At 68.6% G+C, this 18,799-nt stretch carries 15 protein-coding genes and 1 pseudogene; 4 read left to right on the top strand and 12 right to left on the bottom strand.

The window, feature by feature from the left end; all coding sequences use genetic code 11:
• Positions 1-34 precede the first annotated feature (34 nt).
• Positions 35-1,417 (bottom strand): ATP-binding protein, encoded by a 1,383-nt coding sequence (locus ACFVT2_RS04165; RefSeq protein WP_390011883.1) that lies wholly within the window; start codon positions 1,415-1,417, stop codon positions 35-37.
• Positions 1,418-2,049: 632 nt separating this feature from the next.
• On the opposite strand from ACFVT2_RS04165, the gene ACFVT2_RS04160 reads away from it, so the two are divergent.
• The gene (locus tag ACFVT2_RS04160; RefSeq protein WP_390011880.1) at positions 2,050-2,184 is read left to right on the top strand and encodes a hypothetical protein; all 135 of its coding nucleotides are present in this window, start codon (positions 2,050-2,052) and stop codon (positions 2,182-2,184) included.
• A 304-nt stretch (positions 2,185-2,488) separates the two neighbouring features.
• On the opposite strand, the pseudogene ACFVT2_RS04155 reads toward ACFVT2_RS04160, so the two are convergent.
• The 5 genes and pseudogenes from ACFVT2_RS04155 to ACFVT2_RS04135 all read right to left on the bottom strand — a co-directional run.
• Positions 2,489-2,715, bottom strand: a pseudogene (locus ACFVT2_RS04155) (MarR family transcriptional regulator); the annotation flags it as partial.
• A gap of 47 nt (positions 2,716-2,762) precedes the next feature.
• Complete coding sequence (locus ACFVT2_RS04150) at positions 2,763-4,592, bottom strand: WD40 repeat domain-containing protein (RefSeq protein ID WP_390011877.1); 1,830 nt, start codon at positions 4,590-4,592, stop codon at positions 2,763-2,765.
• 27 nt (positions 4,593-4,619) lie between these two features.
• Complete coding sequence (locus ACFVT2_RS04145) at positions 4,620-5,459, bottom strand: nucleic acid/nucleotide deaminase domain-containing protein (protein ID WP_390011874.1); 840 nt, start codon at positions 5,457-5,459, stop codon at positions 4,620-4,622.
• A gap of 11 nt (positions 5,460-5,470) precedes the next feature.
• Positions 5,471-6,100, bottom strand: a complete 630-nt coding sequence (locus tag ACFVT2_RS04140; RefSeq protein ID WP_390011871.1) for an SUKH-4 family immunity protein — start codon at positions 6,098-6,100, stop codon at positions 5,471-5,473.
• A 78-nt stretch (positions 6,101-6,178) separates the two neighbouring features.
• On the bottom strand, positions 6,179-7,882 hold the full coding sequence (locus ACFVT2_RS04135) for a nucleic acid/nucleotide deaminase domain-containing protein (RefSeq protein ID WP_390011868.1): 1,704 nt from the start codon (positions 7,880-7,882) through the stop codon (positions 6,179-6,181).
• A gap of 591 nt (positions 7,883-8,473) precedes the next feature.
• Between ACFVT2_RS04135 and ACFVT2_RS04130 the strand changes: the two genes are divergently transcribed.
• Positions 8,474-10,111: an SUKH-4 family immunity protein gene (locus ACFVT2_RS04130; RefSeq protein ID WP_390011866.1), complete on the top strand. Its 1,638-nt coding sequence runs from the start codon at positions 8,474-8,476 to the stop codon at positions 10,109-10,111.
• A 79-nt stretch (positions 10,112-10,190) separates the two neighbouring features.
• Here the strand turns inward: ACFVT2_RS04130 and ACFVT2_RS04125 are convergent, their stop codons facing one another.
• Positions 10,191-12,317 (bottom strand): tetratricopeptide repeat protein, encoded by a 2,127-nt coding sequence (locus ACFVT2_RS04125; protein WP_390011863.1) that lies wholly within the window; start codon positions 12,315-12,317, stop codon positions 10,191-10,193.
• Positions 12,318-12,325: 8 nt separating this feature from the next.
• A complete protein-coding gene (locus ACFVT2_RS04120) occupies positions 12,326-12,739 on the bottom strand; it encodes a hypothetical protein (RefSeq protein WP_390011860.1) in 414 nt (137 codons plus the stop codon).
• Positions 12,740-13,004: 265 nt separating this feature from the next.
• On the opposite strand from ACFVT2_RS04120, the gene ACFVT2_RS04115 reads away from it, so the two are divergent.
• Positions 13,005-13,274: a hypothetical protein gene (locus ACFVT2_RS04115; protein WP_390011858.1), complete on the top strand. Its 270-nt coding sequence runs from the start codon at positions 13,005-13,007 to the stop codon at positions 13,272-13,274.
• Positions 13,267-13,893, top strand: a complete 627-nt coding sequence (locus ACFVT2_RS04110) for a DUF6879 family protein (RefSeq protein WP_390011855.1) — start codon at positions 13,267-13,269, stop codon at positions 13,891-13,893. Before ACFVT2_RS04115 ends, ACFVT2_RS04110 begins: the two co-directional genes overlap by 8 nt.
• A 189-nt stretch (positions 13,894-14,082) precedes the next feature.
• Here the strand turns inward: ACFVT2_RS04110 and ACFVT2_RS04105 are convergent, their stop codons facing one another.
• The 4 genes from ACFVT2_RS04105 to ACFVT2_RS04090 all read right to left on the bottom strand — a co-directional run bounded on the left by ACFVT2_RS04105 (position 14,083) and on the right by ACFVT2_RS04090 (position 18,753).
• On the bottom strand, positions 14,083-14,859 hold the full coding sequence (locus ACFVT2_RS04105; protein WP_390011853.1) for a MerR family transcriptional regulator: 777 nt from the start codon (positions 14,857-14,859) through the stop codon (positions 14,083-14,085).
• A 163-nt stretch (positions 14,860-15,022) separates the two neighbouring features.
• Entirely contained in the window at positions 15,023-16,156 is a 1,134-nt protein-coding gene (locus ACFVT2_RS04100; protein ID WP_390011850.1) for a serine hydrolase domain-containing protein, read from the bottom strand.
• 322 nt (positions 16,157-16,478) lie between these two features.
• On the bottom strand, positions 16,479-17,471 hold the full coding sequence (locus ACFVT2_RS04095) for a hypothetical protein (protein WP_390011848.1): 993 nt from the start codon (positions 17,469-17,471) through the stop codon (positions 16,479-16,481).
• A gap of 349 nt (positions 17,472-17,820) precedes the next feature.
• Complete coding sequence (locus ACFVT2_RS04090; protein ID WP_390011845.1) at positions 17,821-18,753, bottom strand: CAP domain-containing protein; 933 nt, start codon at positions 18,751-18,753, stop codon at positions 17,821-17,823.
• Positions 18,754-18,799 lie beyond the last annotated feature (46 nt).

The following is an 18,799-nucleotide window of genomic DNA, read 5'->3' as shown; positions in this document are numbered from 1 at the left end:
GTCACCACTTACTTACTCATCCTTACCTAATGACTCAGTTACGCTCGGGCTCTTTATCGCTCAGGCCGTCGGGATGCGCTGGGGACTCGGCTCGGGGCTCGCCGGAGATGCCCTCCTGGAACGCGGCCAGCCACATCCCGGCCTGTGGGGGAGGAGCGGCTGACGCCGGGGCGTCGGATGCAGTGGTGGTGGACGACGCTGCGGGCTTCTGCCGCAGGGGCGGAATCATGGCGCGGGTGCGGCGCCTGCGCTGCGGGAGCCCGTTGGCGCCACGCGGAGAGGCGGTGGGCACGGGCTCTTCGACGGCCCCCTCCACGTGGCGGATCGGACCGCCGCGGCGCCGGGGCGGCGGCAGGACGGCGGCCTTGGCGATGGCTCCGCCGGGCACCGGAGTCGCGGTGATGAGCTCCGGCGGGACGATCAGGACCACGCGTACCCCGCCGTACGCGGAGCTCCGGAAGGAGACCTTGAAGTCGTTCGTGCGGGCCAGCCGGCCGACCACGGCCAGGCCGAGTCGTGGTGACTCACCCAGGTCGTCGAGGTCGATTCCGGTGGGGGAGTCCTGCGCCAGGGCCTGTTCGGCGCGCATGCGGGCTTCGTCGGTCAGGCCGATCCCGGCGTCCTCCATCTCGATGGCCACGCCGGTCTGGATCTCGGTCGCGGTCAGATGGACCCGTGTCTGGGGCGGTGAATAGCGGGTGGCGTTGTCCAACAGCTCGGACAGGGCGTGGATCAGCGGCTCGACGCCGCGTCCGAGAATGCCGACCTCGGCCACGGAGTGCAGATCGACGCGCTGGTAGTCGATGATCCGGGACATCGCACCGCGGAGCACATTGAACAGCGGGATGGTCTGCTGCCACTGACGGCCGGGCCGGGCCCCACCGAGTACGGCGATGCTGTCCGCGAGCCGGCCGACCAGCGCGGTGCGGTGGTCGAGTTGGAGCAAGTCGCCGAAGACTTCCGGGTCGTTGCCGTGCTTGTCCTCCATCTCCCGTAGTTCCTGGGCCTGTTGGTGGACGATGGCCTGGACGCGTCGAGCGATGTTGACGAAGGCCCGCTGGGCGGAGTCGCGCAGGTCTTCCTCGGCCTCGACGGCCTCCAGGACGTAGCGCAGCACTGCCCGGTAGGCGGCTTCGAACTCGGGGCTGACACGGGAGACATGGACGACGTTCCGGAGTACCTCCTCGGTCCGAATGCCCTGCTGAAGCTGGGCCATGGCCGTGGGCAGGGTCTCCTTGGCCATCCGTACGGTTTCGGCTTCCTGCTCGGCCAGATGGCCTTGCAGGATGGACTCGCGCTCGGCGTACCGCTGACGCAGTTCTTCGAGCGCACGTCCTCGGCGTGCCGTCTCCCCGGCTGCGATGGCCACCGCCACCGTGGCGACGATGCCGATCGCGGCGACCGGGGCACGGGCCATTGACGGCGTCAACGACACGGCCACGGCCGTACACACGGCCAGGAGTACGGATGGCAGCAGCCATATTGGGGCGGAGGCGGGCCCCGGCCCTCCGGGGGGCGAACCAGCACGAACCATCGGCATCCTCAGAGCGCTAATGGGATGGACAGGGCGATAAACATGGCGTCCGTGGGCACCATCGGGAGGCCGCCTGCACAAGATCGACAGCCGTGGGATCGCGCGCACCAACTGCTTGGCCACAGCGCATTCCCAGGCGGCGTTCCACACGCATCAGGCCGGGTCCCAGGACGCCCGAGCTCTTGTGCGATCGGCGGCACCATGGCAGCTAGCGGTGACGTGTGGTAATCACCACAACTCGCTGCGCGACAGCGAGCATAGCGGGGTCGGGTGTGTTTCTGTGGCCTGAGTGCGTATAACACATAAGTGCACTCGTGTACGAAATCCAGAAGGATCGTCTGGCCCCGGGATGCGGTGGGATGGGGGATCGGCTGGTCCGCCGGACGGGCCCTGGCGGAAAGCCGCTGCTGACCTGCGAAGTCGCGAGGATACGAGGATGCGGGGATGCGAGCGTCGAGCAGGTATCCGGCGCGAAAGCCCGGGCGCCTTGGGGTAGTTGAGCGCCGCGGTGGGGTGTGGGCAAGGCGATGGCCTGCGCCGCGCTCGGCCGGGCCGAGGAGTCCACCCACCCGGCCTTTGATGACCTGATCGCCGGGTTTTCGACCGTGTCGCCGGATGGCGGGGCGCTCCTGGGGGCGGGGCGCGGTTGACCGGGGGAATTGTCGCCTGGACTGCCGAACGCCGACCTCATCGCCGGGTTCCAAGCATGCCTGGGGGGCCTTCTGTTGCGCCGGGTGCCTGTGGCGCTACGGCGCGGGCCGCCCGGCTGGAGTCGGTCCGCCGGTGAAGGAGGCAAGGGTGAACCGGGCCGGGCTGGGCCCGCCGTGGCGTCCTGGCGTGCGGCGGCAGGTCATACCGGCTTCGACGGCCCGCGCCTGCCGAAGGAGGTCCGCCTCACCCATAACACCGCCCCGCGCGAGGCCCTCGACCAGGCAGCCACCGAGCCCGTACTCGCACTGAGTCGGTGACCTGTGACATCTGCACGTGGCCGCCCTCGCCGTCGTGCTGGCGGCTCGGCACGTCCAGCGGCGCGTACTCGCGTGCGCTCAGCTGGTGCCCGGTCTGGAGCGCACGTTCGACGCTGCTCTCGATGCGCGCCCGTGCAGCGGCGAGAGCGCCGACCGGCTGTGCGTCAGTGCGGTCAGCGCCGGGTCGGTGGCGGTCCTGAGCGGCTCCCTCAGGAGGGCCGGGGAGGGGCGTTGGCCCCTGAGCCGGCCCTCGGGGTGGGTCAGGGCCAGAGCCGGTCGAGGTCGAGTTGGAGGGAGTGGAGGCCGTCGGGGCCGCCGAGGGTCAGCCGGCCGGACGGGGTGAGCGTCAGGGTGTTGCAGCGGTGGAGCAGGGGCAGCGTGCGGACGGCTCCGTCGGCGAGGTGCCAGAGGTGGAGTTCGGCGTCGTTCCACGCGGCGGCGAGGACCGGGCCGACGGGGGTGTCGGCGGCGGCCAGGGCCGTGACGAGGGCCGGCCGCCGGTCCACGGGGGCCTCCATCGGATCCCCGGAGGTCTCCCACAGGCGGATCGTGCCGTCGAGGGCGGCGCTGAAGACGAAGGTGAGGTCGTCCTCGGGCAGCCGCAGGCAGGCGGTGGCGGTGACGGGGGCCGAGTGGAGGCGGCGGGTGTGCGGCAGGGGCCGGTACTCGGCCAGCGACCACAGATGGACGGCCCCGCTCGCGTCGCCGACGACGGCCGTTCCGGTCCGACCGCAGGAGCCGAGGGCGGTCGGCCGGGACGGTGCGGAGGTCAGTGCCGCCTCGCCGTGATGGGCGGCGAGGTGGCCCAGAACGGTGGCGGCCATGCCCTCGTCGTCGGGCGTGAGGGGACACAGGGGCCCGCTCTCGTCGAACAGCAGCACCGTGTCCGGGTCGGCAGCGGCGATGCCGTAGGGGCGGAGCGTCGCGGGCGAGGGCAGCGCCCCGGTGCGTTCGCCGGTGGTCGGGTCGTGCAGGCAGAGGCGGCCCAGCGGGTCCGCGACGAGCAGTCTGCCGTCCTTGCCTGGCAGGAGGCAGTGGGCGGCCACCGGCGCGTCGTGGCGGGCCCAGCTGGCGGTCCACGGGTGTGCCTGGGCCAGTGGGCGCAGGTACTCGGTAAGGGTGGGGCTGGTGGCCAGGGCGGCGGCGTGCAGGAGGGCGGCGCGCTCGGGAGCGCCGTCCGCGGCGGACAGGTGGGGCGCGGCGCGGCTCCAGATGGCGCGCAGACCGGCGGGGGCCACGGTGGTGGCGTCCCGGAGTGCGGCGGTGATGGCCGTGGGGGAGCCGTGGACCAGGAACCCGGGGTCGGCGAGCAGGGCGCGGGCGGCCGTGCCGCCGTCGTCCACGCCGAGGGCGGCGTCGAGGATGTGTTCCCGGGCGGACGGCGGTGCCTGGTCCCAGACCGGCCTGCCGGCGGCCGTACGCGGAACGGTGGCGTCGAGGGACGCGAAGTCCGCGGGCGGGGCGCCGCCGGGTGCGGTGGCGGCCGGAGGCGTGGCGCCGGCATAGGGGGCGTCACCCAGGTCGATGGTCCAGGGGGCCTCGACCTCGTCGGCGAGGAGATCGGTGGTGCCGGTCTCGGCGACGGCCCGCACGTGGGACAACCGCAGGAGGGGGAGAAGGAGTTCGTCGACGATCTGCCGGGGGCCCGCCGGGGCGTCGCCTGGCGCGCCGCGGCCGGCGAGGTGGAGGTCGGGCACCAGGAGCAGCAGTGGCCGTTCGTCGGCCGCCACGCGGTCCAGGAGGCGATGCGGCGGCAGCGGGCCGTAGCCGAGCTGGCGGCCCATCTCCCAGGCGACGGCGTCGGTGATCAGCCCCGCGGCGGGGACCGTGGCATGTGCGGTGGTCCGCCGGTCGGCCGGCGAGCCGACCAGGAGCCAGGCGAGCAGATGGCTCTTGCCGCTGCCCCGGGCGCCGCGGAGCACGCAGAGCCGGGGGAGGCTGCCGTCGGTGGTGGCGGCCCAGTCGAGCAGGGCCCGGCCGGCGTCCGCGCGGCGGTCGTCCAGCGGCGGCCAGGCCGCCATGTCGGGGGCCGGGTCCGGGACCGGTGTCGGGTCCGGTGCCAGGGCCGGTGTCGGGCGTGCGGTGGTCATCGTGCGGTCATCCCCCTGGCGCGGTCATCACTGTTCGGCTGTCCGGGCGGCGGCCTCGCGCAGCAGGCGGATGCCCTCGGCCCGGGACGCGGCGGTCTCGCCGTACGGGAAGTTGTGGGTCAGTTCGGCGTCCGGGAACATCTGCCCCAGCCACAGCGAGCAGTAGTGGCCCGGCTGGAAGCAGGACTCCAACTCCGTGTGGATCCTGGTGACTTGCCCGGGCTCGACGCCCGCGCCGCGCAGTGCGGACCACAGTCGTTCCTCGGGGTGCAGGCAGATGCCCCCGGAGCGGGTCACGACCTGCTTCTCGCCGTCGGCGCTGACGTACTCGAAGGCCGCGTACCACTCGGTGCTCGCGGTGTCGCGAATGTCGTCGAGGACCTGCGGCCACCAGCTCTCACGGTCGGCGAAGGCGGCCTCGTCCAGGGCCCGCAGCCGTCGTTCCGCCGTGGCGAACGCCTCCGCGGCGGTCTCCGGCAGGTCGGTTCCGAGGAGGGTGCGCAGCGCCTGGTCCAGTTCGAGGAGGGACCGCGCGAACTGCTCGGGGGAGGAGTTCACGAACCTGCTCGGCTCCTGGAAGCCGAGCAGCACCGCCCGCACCCCGCCCTCGGGGGTGACGCAGATCTCGTATCCGCGGTCGGTGCCCAGGCGGGCCAACTGCCGGTACTCCTCGCCGATGTCCTCCAGCCCGACGGACTGCGCATAGGCGTCCAACGGGACGGGGTCGTCGGCGGAGGTGGAGAAGTAGGGGCCGACCTGCCACGGGACGGCGACCTGGGCCAGTCGCCGGACGCTCGCCGGCGCGGTGGCCGGATCACCCGCCGTCTCCTGTCCGAAATGCCGCAGTTCACCCTCGGGGACTGTCATGGGGGCTCCGCCTAACCGACCGTCTCGTACACGTCTGAGAGGACACCGTCCCACGTCGGCAGGCGCGGGGCGTCCTCGGCGTCCCAGTCGAACTCCTCGGACCAGACCGGCTCCACCCCTTCGAACGGGAGCGGGTCGGCGCTCTGCATGCGCTCACGGAGGGAGACCGCCACGCCCTCGGGATCGGGAAGGTCCTCCGACACCGTGTAGTCGTAGTGGGGGCGTTCGAGTTCGAGCAGGTAGAGGAAATAGAGGAAGGTATCGAGGCTCCGGTTCAGTGGCTGCGCCGTGAACTCGCCGTCCGGCAGGCAGTGGACGGCTCCGGAAACCGGATCCAGGGCGATGCCGTCGTAATAGATCTCGCCCAGTACCAGCCAGTCCTCCCAGCCTGCCGGCATATCGTGGTACTCGGAGAAATAACTCAGCTGCGCGCACCGGCGGAACCGGCTGGGCCGCTCGTCCACGAAAAGCCCGCCGTCGATCTGGAAAACGGAACTCCGGTCGCTCGGTAGGCCGGTGGCGGTCAGGAGTGAACGCGTCACCTCATCGAGCTCGGCCGGCAGCTGCTCTTCCGTCAGCGTGACGAGCTCCGCCGGAGGGAAAACCGACTCCATCATTGATCGGTCGGTGAGGTGAGGCATGTTCCGTCCTGTCGACTAAGGTGAAAGAATTTCGTGATCTTAACGGAGGCGGCTTCTCCGGGTCAATTTCCGCTTCGGCTACTTCTTGTGCCGGTTGATTTTCTTCAGATGCTGCTCCATTTCGTCGTTGCCCTTCTTCTTGGACTCCGCCGTTTCGCCGTACTCGACCGTGTGCGACACCTTGACGTCGTCTGGCAGATGCTTGGACATCCAGGCGCTGCAATCCCTGGTGCCGGGGCCCGTCGTGCACGGTTCCCGCTCGGTGTAGAGCTCCGACATCCCCTTTGATTTCCCGGAGTCGAGGAAGGGGATGCCGACCTGGCGTTCCGAGTGCATGCCCGGCCATTTACTGCGCCCGACGAGGATGAACTCGTCTTCCGAACCGGGCTGACCGTACCGTGCTGCGGCATAGTTCCGGCTCGTGAATTTCCCTTTGGCGGTCCGCCCGTAGTCACCCTGCTTACTGCCCGGCCCGGTATTGGAGTGCCGCGCCAACTCGGTGGCCCGGGAGAGGTCCGTACTGCCGAAGTCGACCTGCTTCGAGGGTTTCCGTTTCCGTTCTCCGGAGGGTGGCAACGGGTATTTGCTGGCCTCCCGCCGGGGCACGTGATCGTCGCTCAGAAGCCCTATGGGCGTGAGGCGGCTCCGGTCCTTGTCGGTGAGGTCCTCGTGTCCGGAGGAGGAGAGGCGGGTGACCTTCCCCTTGTCGCTCACGTGGTAGGTCGGCGCCTCACCGTTCGACTTCTTCTGGATGCCCTGGAGCGTGGTCGCGATACCGGCGTCGTTCTCGCGATGGTTCAGCTTCATCTGCTTGACGCCCTTGACCATCTGATCGTCCAGGTGGTCGGCCGTCCGCTTGACGCCCTTCTCCAGCCCGCCGATGGCCTTGTCGATCATCGGGGCGGCGGCGTTGGCGATGGCGTCCTTGCCGCGGGTCCGGCCGTGGTGGCTCTTGGCCCGTCCGATCTTGCCGCCGGCCTTGTTGCGGAAGGTGCCGCCGGCGCCCTTCAGGCCGGTGACCGCGGAGTCGTGCGCCTCCGGATCGAAGGTGAACCCGCCTCCGCCGCCACCTCCTCCACTGCCTCCGCCCCCGCCGCTACTGCTTTCCTCGCCGGCGCTGAGCAACTGCATCCCGCCGGCGGCGGCCTTCCCCGCGTCCTTGCCCGCCTGGGCCGCGTGGCCGACGTCGATGCCCTTCTGCACCCCCAGGGCGTTCGCCCCCACCTGGACCACGAGGTCGCCGACCATCGCACCGATGGCCTCCTCGATCGGGGTCAGGGCGATGCTGACGATCTGTTCGACGACCTGCTGGCAGACCTCTTTGATGATCCTGCGGACGGCGAGTCGGGTCGCCTGCGTACCCGCCAGCGCCCCCACCTCCGACAGGCCGAAGGTGAACGGCGCCGCGGCCTGCGCGGCGATCACCTCCGCCGCCAGAATGGCGAGTTGGGCGATGGCGGCGATCTTGGCGCCCTCGATGAGGACGGCCACCCCGTCCATGGCGGTCCCGGCCAGGCGCCCGCACTCGGCGAGCCCCTTCAGATGTTTCCCGTTGACCTTGCCCCAGTGGGCCTCAAGGGCCGCCACTCCCAAGGATCCGCCGGCCGAGCCCACCAGGCCCTGGATCACCTGATGGGCCTCGTTGGCACCGTCGTCGATGTCGTCGGCGAACTCCCTTAAGGAGTCCGCCATGGCGCGGTAGTCGTCCTCGTCGACATTCGGCCATGAGACGCCGATGATGTCGAGAATCTCGTCCGCCCACCCCGGCAGTACTACGCCCACGCCACACGTCCCTGCTGCCTGTACCTACTCGCTGTACCTACTCGTTGGTCCACCAGGTCAGACGCGCTCATTCCGCTTGGTGGTTCCGCTTGATTGTTCCTCAAGGCGTGAAAAGGCGCGAAAGCGCCGCATGCGCGCCCCGCGCCTGGCGCCCAGCCGCGCTCCGGACCGCGTGTCTGACGCTGCCCTTCCTCGCCTACACCGTCGCCAGCCCCATCGGCGGCAACGGCTTCGTCTCAGCAACGCCAGTTGGCTTCCTATGGGGCGGGCGCAGCTGACCTGTCATGTCGGGGTGCACCGCGAAGGCTGTAGGGCGCACGCGGGGTGCAAGGCCGTTCCGGACGGACTTGAGCAAGTGCTGTGTGCTCCGGCTCCGGAGCGGAGCAGGCCGTCTGTTGGGACGTCTCCGCCCCGCCCCTTGCCGTACGCAAGGCATCGTTCGGCTTCAACGAGGTCGCTCGCGGAGGCGGCACGGTCTCGTACAGCCCCCAGCGCCCGCATGTGCGGCAGGTGACAGGCTGGGGCGGCACCGCCCAGGCATCCCCCCCGCCACTGGTCTGCGCACACCACGAGAACCGGCTTGGAGACAGCATGACCCCGCCGTTCACCCCCCTCTGGGCCCGGTTGCGGCCCGCCGACGACGCCCCGCCGCACGCGTGGACCAGCTGGCCGGGCCCCGTGATCGCCGCGCAAACCGCCCCGTGGAACGGCAGTACGGCCTACGCGAGCATCAGCTTCACCACCCCGCACCGCTTGACGGTCCTGGCCGCCACCACCGGGGAACGGCTGGCACCCCCCATGGTCTGTGACGCCGATCAGCGCACGTTCGCCCTGGTCGCCGGCCCCACCTCGCTTGTCGGAGCCGGAACGCATGACGTCGTCGAGCCGCTGAACCGCGTCCGCCACGCCTACCCGCGGGACGTGTCCGCCGGCGCCAGTCTCGTCGGCACCGTAACCGGCTCGACCGAACCCCGGATCGTGACCGTCCACTCCTTCGACGGGATCAGGGTCTGGGACGCCATGGACCGGACGTGCCTGGCCGAAGTGCCGCTGCCTGAACTGCGGAGCCCGGGTTGCCTCTGCGCAGGCGTCCTCGCCGGCACGACGTACGCCGCGGTGAGCGAGGGAGCACTCGCGTCCGTCTACGAGACGGGAACCGGCCGGCTCGCCGCCCGTTGGACCGCCTCGGAAACCGACATCACGCACATGACCTGGGCGCGGGGAACGGCAGGTGTGCCGGACGCGGTACTCACCACGGACTCCACGTCCCGGCTACGTGCCTGGGACCCGCGCACCGGCGAGCCCCTCGGCCAGGCACGGATCCTTCCCGACAGGCCGCTGCACCTCAGTGCCGCGTGCCTGGAGTCGGGCGACACCCGGCTTCCCCTCGTGGCCTGTGCGTACGGCGACGGCGTGCACTTGCTGCGTACAGACACCGGCCAGGCACCGCTCGATCTCCGGGTGAGCGCGTGGACCCGCACCGCCCACCTCACCGGCGACGGGCTGCTCCTGCTCGGCACCTCCGCCGGGCCCCTCGCCCTCCGTCTCGACACCGAACGGCTGGCATCCGGCGCGGGGGAACGCGCCGAACTCGACCCGGCCGGCTTCCCCACGGCCGAAGGACGCGGCGAGGCGACCAGCCGCGCCGCGGCCGGCAGGCCGTCGTACTCCGACCTCGTCGACCTCTGGGGGGCTGACCAGGTCCTCGTCCTCGCAGACAGCCTGGTGAGCGCCGACCTGGCCGCACAGGACCACGAGGTGTTCTGCGGCATCGGCCTTCCGCTCTCCCCCTTGCCCGGCCTGTGCCTGGACGAGGACCTCGCCACGGACGGCCCGGCCCCGTTGGACCAGGTCGGCGTCGGCCCAGTAGATCCTGACGAACCTGACGCCCCACAGGTCCCCGAAGGGCTGGACGATTACCGCTGGTTGGGGACGTGGCATGACGACGACCTGGTGCTGAGCCCCTCCGGGGCGGTGGAGATCATCGGTGCGGAGACCGACTACGCGGAGGCCCGACCACTCAACAGCAGCCTCACCACCTTCGTCACCTTCATCTACGAGTACGCCCTGGCCGCTCTTCAGCAGGAGCCGGAGTACGGCTGCGACGCCCAGGAAGCCCGGGCCGAGCGCCTGGAACAACGCCTCCGCGCCCTGGACGCGGCCGCTTTCTCGCCAGACAGCGCCGAACACTGGACCGATGCGCTGAGCGACCTCGCAGCGGGGATGTGAGGGGGCGGCTCACACCACCGTCCCGAGCCGATCCGGGCCGGCACTGCTGGCGTGGTACTCCTCGGCACCTTGACTTGCGTCAAGGTGCGGGTCGTCCATGCTCCTTGAGCTCCGCCAACACCTTCCTGCTCGCGGCAGTGAAAGGATGGTCAGCGCCAAGGCTGTTGGCTCGCCGTGCCACGACGTCATCCATGAGATCTACTGCTGCCTCGAAGTGCCCGAGTCTATGGTGAATACGGGCGTGCAACTGTTGTGCCGAGAGCGCGATGGGATAGTCGAGCCCAAATCGGCGCTCATACATGTCAGAGACGAGCCGGATCTCCTCGTCGGCCTCGTGGAATCGCCCGAGCACGTAAAGCGCCCAGGCGTGGTTATGCCTTGCTCCCAGGGTGATCGTGTGGTCCGGACCGAGGTGCCGCTCGCAATCTGCGGACAAGGAGAGCAACGCAGAGTTCTCTTCCGTTTCGAGTTCGGACGCCGACAGCATCGTCAGCAAGCTGGCCTGTGAGCGCAGCGTCAACGGATGCGCAGGTCCGAGTGCCGACCGCCGGCCCGTAATCGTGGCACGGAGCAGCGAAAGAGCTTCCGCCCGCTTGCCGAGATTCCCAAGAACCAGCTGAAGTCCGTGGCTACTCTCCAAGGTGTCCGGATCATCAGCTCCGAACAACTGCTCCTGAACGCCCCTGACTTGACGCAACAGCGGCTCGGCCTCGGAATATCTTCCCAGCCGGAAAAGTGCTCGACCGGCCCTCGAACGTGCAGCCAGTACCAAGCGATGCTCCACACCAAGGGCTTGCTCGGAAAGCTCTGCCGCACTATGGGCAGTCTCCCAGGCGGACAGGTAGTCGCCCGTACGGTGCAGAGCCGTGGCCAAGCGCGTAGCGATACCCACCAGATCGGCCATCGTTGAGGGAGTCGCACCACGCCGCAACATGGCGATGGCATGCGGACCGAGCAGTCGTAACTGCGGGTCTTCCGGGCCGGCATCCGGCAACTCGGGGATGCTGGCATCCAGCAACCTGCTGGCCGTCGAACTGAGGGCGGTCAGCGATTCCGATGGCGTGGCGGAAGCAACGCTGTCGAGCAGCACCCCGTGGGTTTGTACACACCGCACACCGACGTCGACCAGTTCGGTGAGCGACTGGTCGAGCAACGCTCGCAGCGCCATTTCCGTACGAGCCCGAGGGAGTGTGCCACTGATCTCCGGGCGATTCAGGAGAGACAACGGCAGTGGTTCCGAAGCGAATCGAGCGAGCAAGCGAAGCAGCGTCACCGCTTCGGGAAGACCGTGTGCTTCGAAGGCGTCGAGTGTGAGTTGCCAGGTACGCCCCACCAGGTGACGTGGGTCTTCATTCGACAAGATGTCAGCTCCTTGGTCTATGAGCTCGACGCGTTCTCCTTCCTCGAGGTGGCGCCGGTAGGCGTCCATCGTCCAGGGGTCGAGCACTTGGTGGGACAGGAAGCCACCCGCCAGTGTCAGCGCGAGCGGCAGTCGACCCAGTCTGTCTGCGATCTCCGCGGCCTGCTTGAACGTGCCGCTCTGCGGTGCGAGGTCGCACAGCACCCGCGCGGCGTCTTCCCGCGGCAGGACCCCGATGTGCTGCAACTCCGCTCCCGGCCACCAGCGCGCGGCCGCACGACGGGTCGTGACCACGACGATGCCGCGAGGGCTGGTACGCAGCCAGCTGCCATCTCGCAGAATCTCGGGATCATCTGCGTTGTCCAGCACCAGCAACCACGGCTCGGGGGGCCGGTTGAGGTGTTCCCACACGAGGTCGGCTCCGGGCCGAAGGCCGTTGCGCGCGGCCAACAGCTCACCGTCCGTGGCGCCACGGTCAGCGGCGACGGCGAGCATGCCGGAACGCAGGCTGGCACGTTCGGAGGCGTTCACCCAGAGGCCGACACAGCCCCTGGTCTCCGTGGCGAAGTGAAAGACGGCGTAGGCAACAGCAGTCTTGCCGCAGCCCCCCATGCCGTGGAGAACGAAGGCATGGCCGCCGTCTCCCGCCGAGACGCTTGCCCGTAAGCGGTCGAGCACTTCGGCCCGGTCGCGCAGAACCACGGGTGCTCGGCCCACCGCCGGGTGTCGCACCGAGTCGGGGCCGGACAGGCCGAGTTCATCGCTGCCGTGATAGTGGTACTCGCTGATGTGTTGGTCACGCGATGATTGGTAGACGCGGCCGCCGTCTTCGGCCCGGCCGTCCATCGGGCCCCTCATCGCTCATTGATGTGCATGTCTCGGCCCGCTTGGTAGATCCGTGCTCGCCCGGACGCGGTTCCGTGCTGAGTGACCGGTGCAGCACACGGAGCAGGTTCCGGGCTGACCTCGTCGAGCAACCTGCGCAGGTCCTCGACGGCTTCTGGATGGGCGAGCAACAGCCGACGGAGGTAGCCCTCCCACTGCAGGCGGAGTTCACCCAACATCTCCTGGTCGTCCGCTGAGCGAGCGCGCAGCACTTCTTCGCGACTCGCTTCCAATTCATTGGAAATGTTTTGTGCCCGGTCAGGCTGTAGGCGCTGCCACAGGCGAGTGAAACCTTCACGGGTGTGTTGCCATGCCTCGGTTGTCATCAGAGTGACTAAGGTGGTTCCAGCGGCCTGTGCGAAAGACGTTAATTCCTGGTCCACGGTTCCCCCATTTGAATGATTGCTATTCCAAATTTCTTCCCATAAGTGCAAAAAACGGGCCATCTGGGCCCATGCGGGGCTGCGTGACCGTCTTAAGGCCAGTATGGTGGCATCGCCAATCCGAACGGGCAAGTGGCTTCGTAAGGGTATTCCTCTGGCATATACCAGAGTCCGTTTTCCCTGCATGGCTCAGTGTTTGCTACTAGTCGCGTCAGGGTTCAGGCGCTGAGCTCGAAACGTTTCAGATTATTCGGAAGGGGTGGTTATGGCCAGGCCGTGGGAAGCCGACCCGACGACGAGGTTCAAGAGGCGGCTGGGGAAATCGCCGCAAGAGTTAGGGCACACAACCGATGACCCTGACTGTCCAGACATCTGGGAGCTTGAGAACGGAGACGTCGCCATCATCGGAAGAGACCTGACCGATTCGCTCGGGAAAACACTTCCGGCGGGTGTTTCGGTTGGGGCTGATGAGCGTCTCGTGGTCATTCCGAGGAGTATGATGATCGCGGCGAAGCCGGATATCCCCAGTGTTTGAGTCGTTTCAGCGCAGCACCTCAGAGCATCTGGACCGACCAAAGTATCACGCGGACTTTCGCCGCCATTATGAGGGCGGCGTCAGCTTCCTGAGGAAGCTTGAGCGTGGGCAGAGCTTCCAGGAGCGAGGCTTTCCCAGCTGGGAAGCCTTTGCTGCCGGCGAGTGGAACAGAGCGCTCTCCTTGATTGAGGAGAAGCGTGAAATCTATGCTACGCAGTTCCAGAAGGCCGCTGCCTTGGGCATCCTGCAGCGTCGGATTCGCGTAGTTGAATTCCCCGTCACTCCGTACGTGCAGTGGGAGTTGTTCGTGCTTCGCCTGCGCGTGGAATTGGGTGACAATATTCGGGTATTGGATTCCCGTAGAATCTCCGAAATCGAAGCTGACCATCTTGTGCCTGAGGCTGTGATCCTCGGTGACGAGGTCATGTACGAGGTGGTTTACGACGACGACGGGAACGCGGCGGGAGCCAACCGGATCACGGATCAAGTGGCGATCGAAGAAACCTCAGCAGGCTTTGATGTGCTGTACCGTCAGAGCGAGGATTTCATGGAGTTCTTCAATCGGGAAATTGCGCCACTCGATCCTCCGATGGTCACTCATCGAGTGATTACTCGTTGACTGGAAACGGGCGCTCTCCTGCGGCATTCACTGGCTAACGAGGCGCCGGTGCTGAGTTCCGGTGGCAGGTTCCCGCTGGATCCCGGATCCCGGTGTGTGGCGCGTGGCGAACGCCGCACAGGACTTCCCGGTCAATCGGCATTCGACGATCACGGTCGGTCGCGGGGCTGATGCTCCGTCAGGCTCTCGTCACCGGCGTGGGATGGTTACGCCGGCGGCGCGGAGTTTGGTCTCGGTGAGCGCGGTCAGTCGGGCTGAGATCGGTGCCTGGTCCTCGCGGTGGTTGTTGATCAGCTTGTACTGGGCGGAAGCGTTGGTCCAGGCTCGCAGGCTGGTGGGATTCCCCAGCAGCGCGGGGTTGGCGAGGTAGTGGTCGGCCATGGCGGTCGCAAGTTCTTCGATCCTCGGGTCGTCCGGTTCCCAGGTCTCGGCCTCCCGGCCGCGCTTGGTCAGGTCGATGTACTCGGGGTCGTGGAGCCGGTGTTCGAGCTGGCTCAGGAAGCCGTCGAAGCCCTCCGGCACCAGCGCCCGGGCCAGCACCAGGGCCTCGCGTTGCGCGGCCACGTAGTCGGGGCCGAGGCCGAGGTCGGACATCCGCTCCAGCAGCGCCACAGCGCGGTCGGGCAGCAGGGCCCGGTCGCCGTCGGCGAGCCGGTGCAGCGTGTCGCGGCGCGTGATCAGGTCTGCGATCCGTTCGGTGAGCTGCCGCTCGACGTCGGAGAGGACGGCGGCGAACTGCTCGGCATCGGCGTCGAGCAGGGGTCTGATCTCGGCCAGCGGCACACCGGCGGCGGCCAGCGTCCGGACCTGCACCAGCCGCAACAGGTCGGCCGATCCGTACCGCCGGTAGCCGGAGCTGTCGCGCTCCGGCTCCTCGACCACGCCGAGCTTGTGGTAGTGCCGCACCGTCTTCACCGTGACGCCGACGAACGCCGCCGCCTGCCCGATCGTGACTCCGCTCATCATCCGCTCAGCCTGCCTTGTGCTTGAGCTCGGCGACTACGCACACCCGGCCGAGCATGTGGACGGGCCACGCCGAGCTCGCGCAGCTCGGCGTGGCCCCGGTTCGCGTTCTCCCCGATGCACGACCGGAAGGAGTCGACCCTCGAAGCGTACGGGGCACGGGTGTTCAGTCCGTCGGCTGAGCCGGATCGGCCTGCCCGCCGCAGAACACCTCGTTGACGAGCCTTTGTTGGGCGTTCTGGAATGCCGCTGCTATGGACAGGTCGGCGTCGTCCACACAGTTCAGCCCGGCGGTCAGGATCTTGCTGCCGTCGGGTGTGCTGTACATCAGCGCCACCGAGCCTCCCTGGGCGCCGTTGTGGTGGAAGAGGGTGCCGCCGCCCGGGCCCGCGTCCTGTACGAACAGCCCCAGGCCGTAGCCGACCTTCGCCTCCGGTGTGCGCATCTCGGCCAGCAGCCCGGCCGGCAGGAGCTTGCCGCCCATCAGCGCGGAGAAGTACGTGTGCAGATCCTGAGTGGTCGAGATCATGTCTCCACCGGCCGCAACCCAGGAGGGGTTCTGACGGGTGATGTCGACCGTCTTCTCCTGCCCGGCGTCCTCATGGCGGTAGTAACTGTGGTTGTGCGGCTCGGGGATCTCCGGCGAGGTGCCCGGTGCCACGGTGCCGGTCATCGCCAGCGGCTCCAGGATCAGCCGCTGCAACTCCTCGGCGAACGAATGGTCGGTGACCTTCTCGATCAGCAGCCTGGCCAGCACGTAGTTGGTGTTGGAGTAGCTCCAGTCCGCCCCCGGCTCGAACCGCGCCGGCTTGGACAGCGCCAGCCGTACCAGCTCTTCCGGCCGGTGGGTCTTGAACCGGTTGTCCACCCACTCTTTGCCTGTGATGCCGTAGGGCATGGGGATCCCCGGCACGAACGTCCCGTCCTCGTAGAGCTCGCCGGTGTGATTGAAGATCCCGCTGGTGTGCTGTAGCAGCATCCGCACGGTGATCCGCCGGTCCAGCCCGTACTCGGGCAGGTAGTCATCGGCCGGGGCGTCCAGGCCCATCCTGCCTTCGGCCACCAGCATGAGCACCGAGGTCGCGACGAAGCTCTTGGTGCTGCTGCCGATGCGGAAATGCCCGTTGGTCAGCGGCTCGGCGCTCAGGCCCAGCTCGCGTGCCCCGGCGCTGCCGACCCACTCGCCTTGCTCGTCGTTCACCCGCAGCTGCACCCCGAGGAAACCGGACTCGACGATCTCCTCGATCGCCTTCTGCAGCTCCGGGCGGTCCTGCCCCTGGTCGGAAAGGGTGATGGACATGTCGGTCCCTTCAGATCTGTTACGCCCGAGTCGGTGTCGGGCCGCTGCGACGAGCCTCCACCCCGCCCCAAGGTCAACCTCAACTGTGTTCCAGCTCACAGCTGCGCAGCTCCACCGGGCACGGCTCCGCCGCCAGCCACTCCGCCAGTCACTCCGCCAGTTCTCCTGGTCCTCCTTGGTGCCCGTCCGGAGGCTGAACGCGGCCTGGGTCTCGCCCCGGTGACGCTGAATCGCCTTGCCTTGCCAGTCGTAGGGCGCCCACTCCTCCACCGCGGGGCGTACCCGATGGGGGCCGTTCCTCTTCGTCAGGGTTCTTTGAGGGTCAATGTTGGTCTGAGGGTGATGTCGTGTGGCCGTGTGCGAGTTGGTTGCGTCGTGTCTGGAGGGCGCTCAGGGATTCCTGGGCGAGGGGCGCGAGGAAGGTTGGACACAGGAGGTGTTCCAGGGGGGCGTCCCGGTCTTGTCGGCGGTCGCGCTCGTAGCGGGCGCGACCGGCGGGTGAGGAGAGGGTGATGCCGAGTTCGGCGAGGTCGGGGGTCCAGTTGGGTGGGGCGATGTGCTGGTCGTGGGCGCAGGTCGGCTGCGCGTAGTGGGGAAGCGTTCGCTCCACGGCGCTGATGAGTTCGTCGAGTACGGACGTGTCCTCGAACAGGTCGGAGGTCACGTAACCGGTGACGGCCCGGACGGTCAGGAGGTGGCCGGGTCGGTCCTGCGGGTCGGCGGTGGAGAGGTCCAGCGCGGGGGAGGAGAGCACGGAGGCGAGGTCCGTGCCTGGCTCGGGGTAGCCGTGGAGCACCGCGGCGAGGGTGTCGATGGTGTCCTGGGTGCCGGTCGGTAGCCGGGGCGGGATGTTCTCGGCGGAGCCGGGCTCGATGATGTCCAGGGCGATGCGGGCGAAGCCGGCGACGTTGCGCGGGCAGAGCCATTCTTCCCGGGAGTGGTTCTCCTCCCAGTCCGCGGCCGGATCCGCCAGGCCGCAGAGCTGTTCGGCGAGGTACAGGTCGGTTTCCTCGTCGTGTTCCAAGTAGGGGTGTTGGTCGTGGCGGCAGGGGCCGTCGCGCAGTGCGCGGTCGGTGGCCCGCAGAGCCGCGCCGGCTTCGGGTTTGCCGGTGTCGTCGAGCGCCCAGGCGAGGTAGGGAGCCATCAGCACCAGACCGAGCGTCCAGGCATAGGCCGACTCCCCACTCGGGTCGGCGGCTAGCCTCGCTGCGCAGTCGAGGACTTTTTGGTCGTACGCGTCGACGGAGAGGGAGTCGTAGTCTGCGCGGATCTCGTCCCAGGCTTGGGAGAGCTCCTCCAGGTCGCTGATGGTCATCACGCGAGCCTATCGGCGGGTCCTTCGGGGCAGGGCGTAGGGCGTAGGGCATAGGCCGGCTGCGGCAGGTGGCCAGCGGGCGCAGCGGAGTGGTCGGGCAACGGTGCCGTTGTGTTGGGGTCCACTACGCCTCGGGCGCAGGTGCCTGTTTGATCGTTGCGCGCCTGCCGGGGCGGTTCTGATTGTGGTTTCGGTTCTGGCTCCGCTTACGCCCGTGCCCGTGCCCTCGTGACCTCGGCCGAGCGGTGTGGTTGCCCGCTCGCGCCGCGCTGCGTCGTCTGGCCGGCCGTGATCTGCTGGTGATCAGTCACCGCCGGTGGTGACTGGTTCGTAGTGACTGGTTCGTGGGTCAGGAGTGGGTGGCGAAGTCCTGGGTCCACCAAGGTCCGTTGGGGTTGAGGTTGACGCCCACGCCGGTGGCCTTGTAGGAGCAGTTGAGGATGTTGGCGCGGTGTCCGGGGCTGTTCATCCACCCGTCCAGCGCCGTGGCCGGGTCCTTGGGGCTCTTGAAGATGTTCTCGCCCCAGCTCTGCCAGGGGAATCCGGCACGGGTCATGCGGGTTCCCGGGTCGATGCCCTCCGGGGTGTCGTGGGCGTAGTAGTTCCGGGCGGCCATGTCGTCGGAATGTGCCTGGGCCGCGGCCGCCAGGTGGGGGTCGACGGTGAGGGGGCCACAACCATGCTGGGCCCGCTGGGCGTTGACCAGGTCGACGACCCTCTGGGCGAACTCCGCGGCGGTGCCGGTCGCGGCCGGTGTCCCGGCCGGGGGCGTGGTGCCGCCGCCTGTTCCGGAGTCACCGAGGGGCGGGTTCGGCGTCGTGCGGTGGGTCGGGCGGGTGCGGTTGTCGGGGGTGGCAGTCGTGGGCGTTGGGCGCTGCTCGTGGTGCTGTTCGGTACTGGTGGGCGTGGGCGTCGGCTTGTGGCGGCGGGGAGAGTGCGAGGCGCTGCTCGATGCCGGGGGGACGGAGGTGGCTGCGGTGGGTGCTGATGCGGACTGGTCGGCCGCGAGGGTCTGGTCGGCCCCGGAGCCGGGGCGTATCAGCACCAGGCAGGTGCCGCTCACGGTGAGGACGGCCGCCGCGGCCAGCAGTGCGGTCTTCGCCCCGGAGCGGGCGGTCTCGGCGCGGTGGCTCCCGCCGTTGCCACCGGGCTGGCGGGCGGGGCGGGGTGCGGCGTGACGTCGGTGTGTCGTGGGCGCGTTGGGGTTGTGGCTGGTGTCGGCCGGCGCTTCGTTGTGCGGGGTGGGGTGGGAGGTGGGGTGGGGGGTGTCGTTGTGGTTCATGGATTCCGTTTCCGTTTCTGATTCCGTTTGTGATTTCGATGGGGAT

Origin of the sequence: Streptomyces sp. NPDC058000, from assembly GCF_042886435.1 — a bacterium.
Taxonomy (GTDB): Bacteria; Actinomycetota; Actinomycetes; order Streptomycetales; family Streptomycetaceae; genus Streptomyces.
This window is presented reverse-complemented; position numbering and strand designations above follow the sequence as displayed.

Coding starts and splice junctions, on each gene's coding strand:
- ACFVT2_RS04165 (WP_390011883.1), bottom strand. CDS start 1,417: ATGGCCCGTGCCCCGGTCGCCGCGATCGGCATCGTCGCCACGGTGGCG.
- ACFVT2_RS04150 (WP_390011877.1), bottom strand. CDS start 4,592: ATGACCACCGCACGCCCGACACCGGCCCTGGCACCGGACCCGACACCG.
- ACFVT2_RS04145 (WP_390011874.1), bottom strand. CDS start 5,459: ATGACAGTCCCCGAGGGTGAACTGCGGCATTTCGGACAGGAGACGGCG.
- ACFVT2_RS04140 (WP_390011871.1), bottom strand. CDS start 6,100: ATGCCTCACCTCACCGACCGATCAATGATGGAGTCGGTTTTCCCTCCG.
- ACFVT2_RS04130 (WP_390011866.1), top strand. CDS start 8,474: ATGACCCCGCCGTTCACCCCCCTCTGGGCCCGGTTGCGGCCCGCCGAC.
- ACFVT2_RS04125 (WP_390011863.1), bottom strand. CDS start 12,317: ATGGACGGCCGGGCCGAAGACGGCGGCCGCGTCTACCAATCATCGCGT.
- ACFVT2_RS04115 (WP_390011858.1), top strand. CDS start 13,005: ATGGCCAGGCCGTGGGAAGCCGACCCGACGACGAGGTTCAAGAGGCGG.
- ACFVT2_RS04105 (WP_390011853.1), bottom strand. CDS start 14,859: ATGATGAGCGGAGTCACGATCGGGCAGGCGGCGGCGTTCGTCGGCGTC.
- ACFVT2_RS04100 (WP_390011850.1), bottom strand. CDS start 16,156: ATGTCCATCACCCTTTCCGACCAGGGGCAGGACCGCCCGGAGCTGCAG.
- ACFVT2_RS04095 (WP_390011848.1), bottom strand. CDS start 17,471: ATGACCATCAGCGACCTGGAGGAGCTCTCCCAAGCCTGGGACGAGATC.
- ACFVT2_RS04090 (WP_390011845.1), bottom strand. CDS start 18,753: ATGAACCACAACGACACCCCCCACCCCACCTCCCACCCCACCCCGCAC.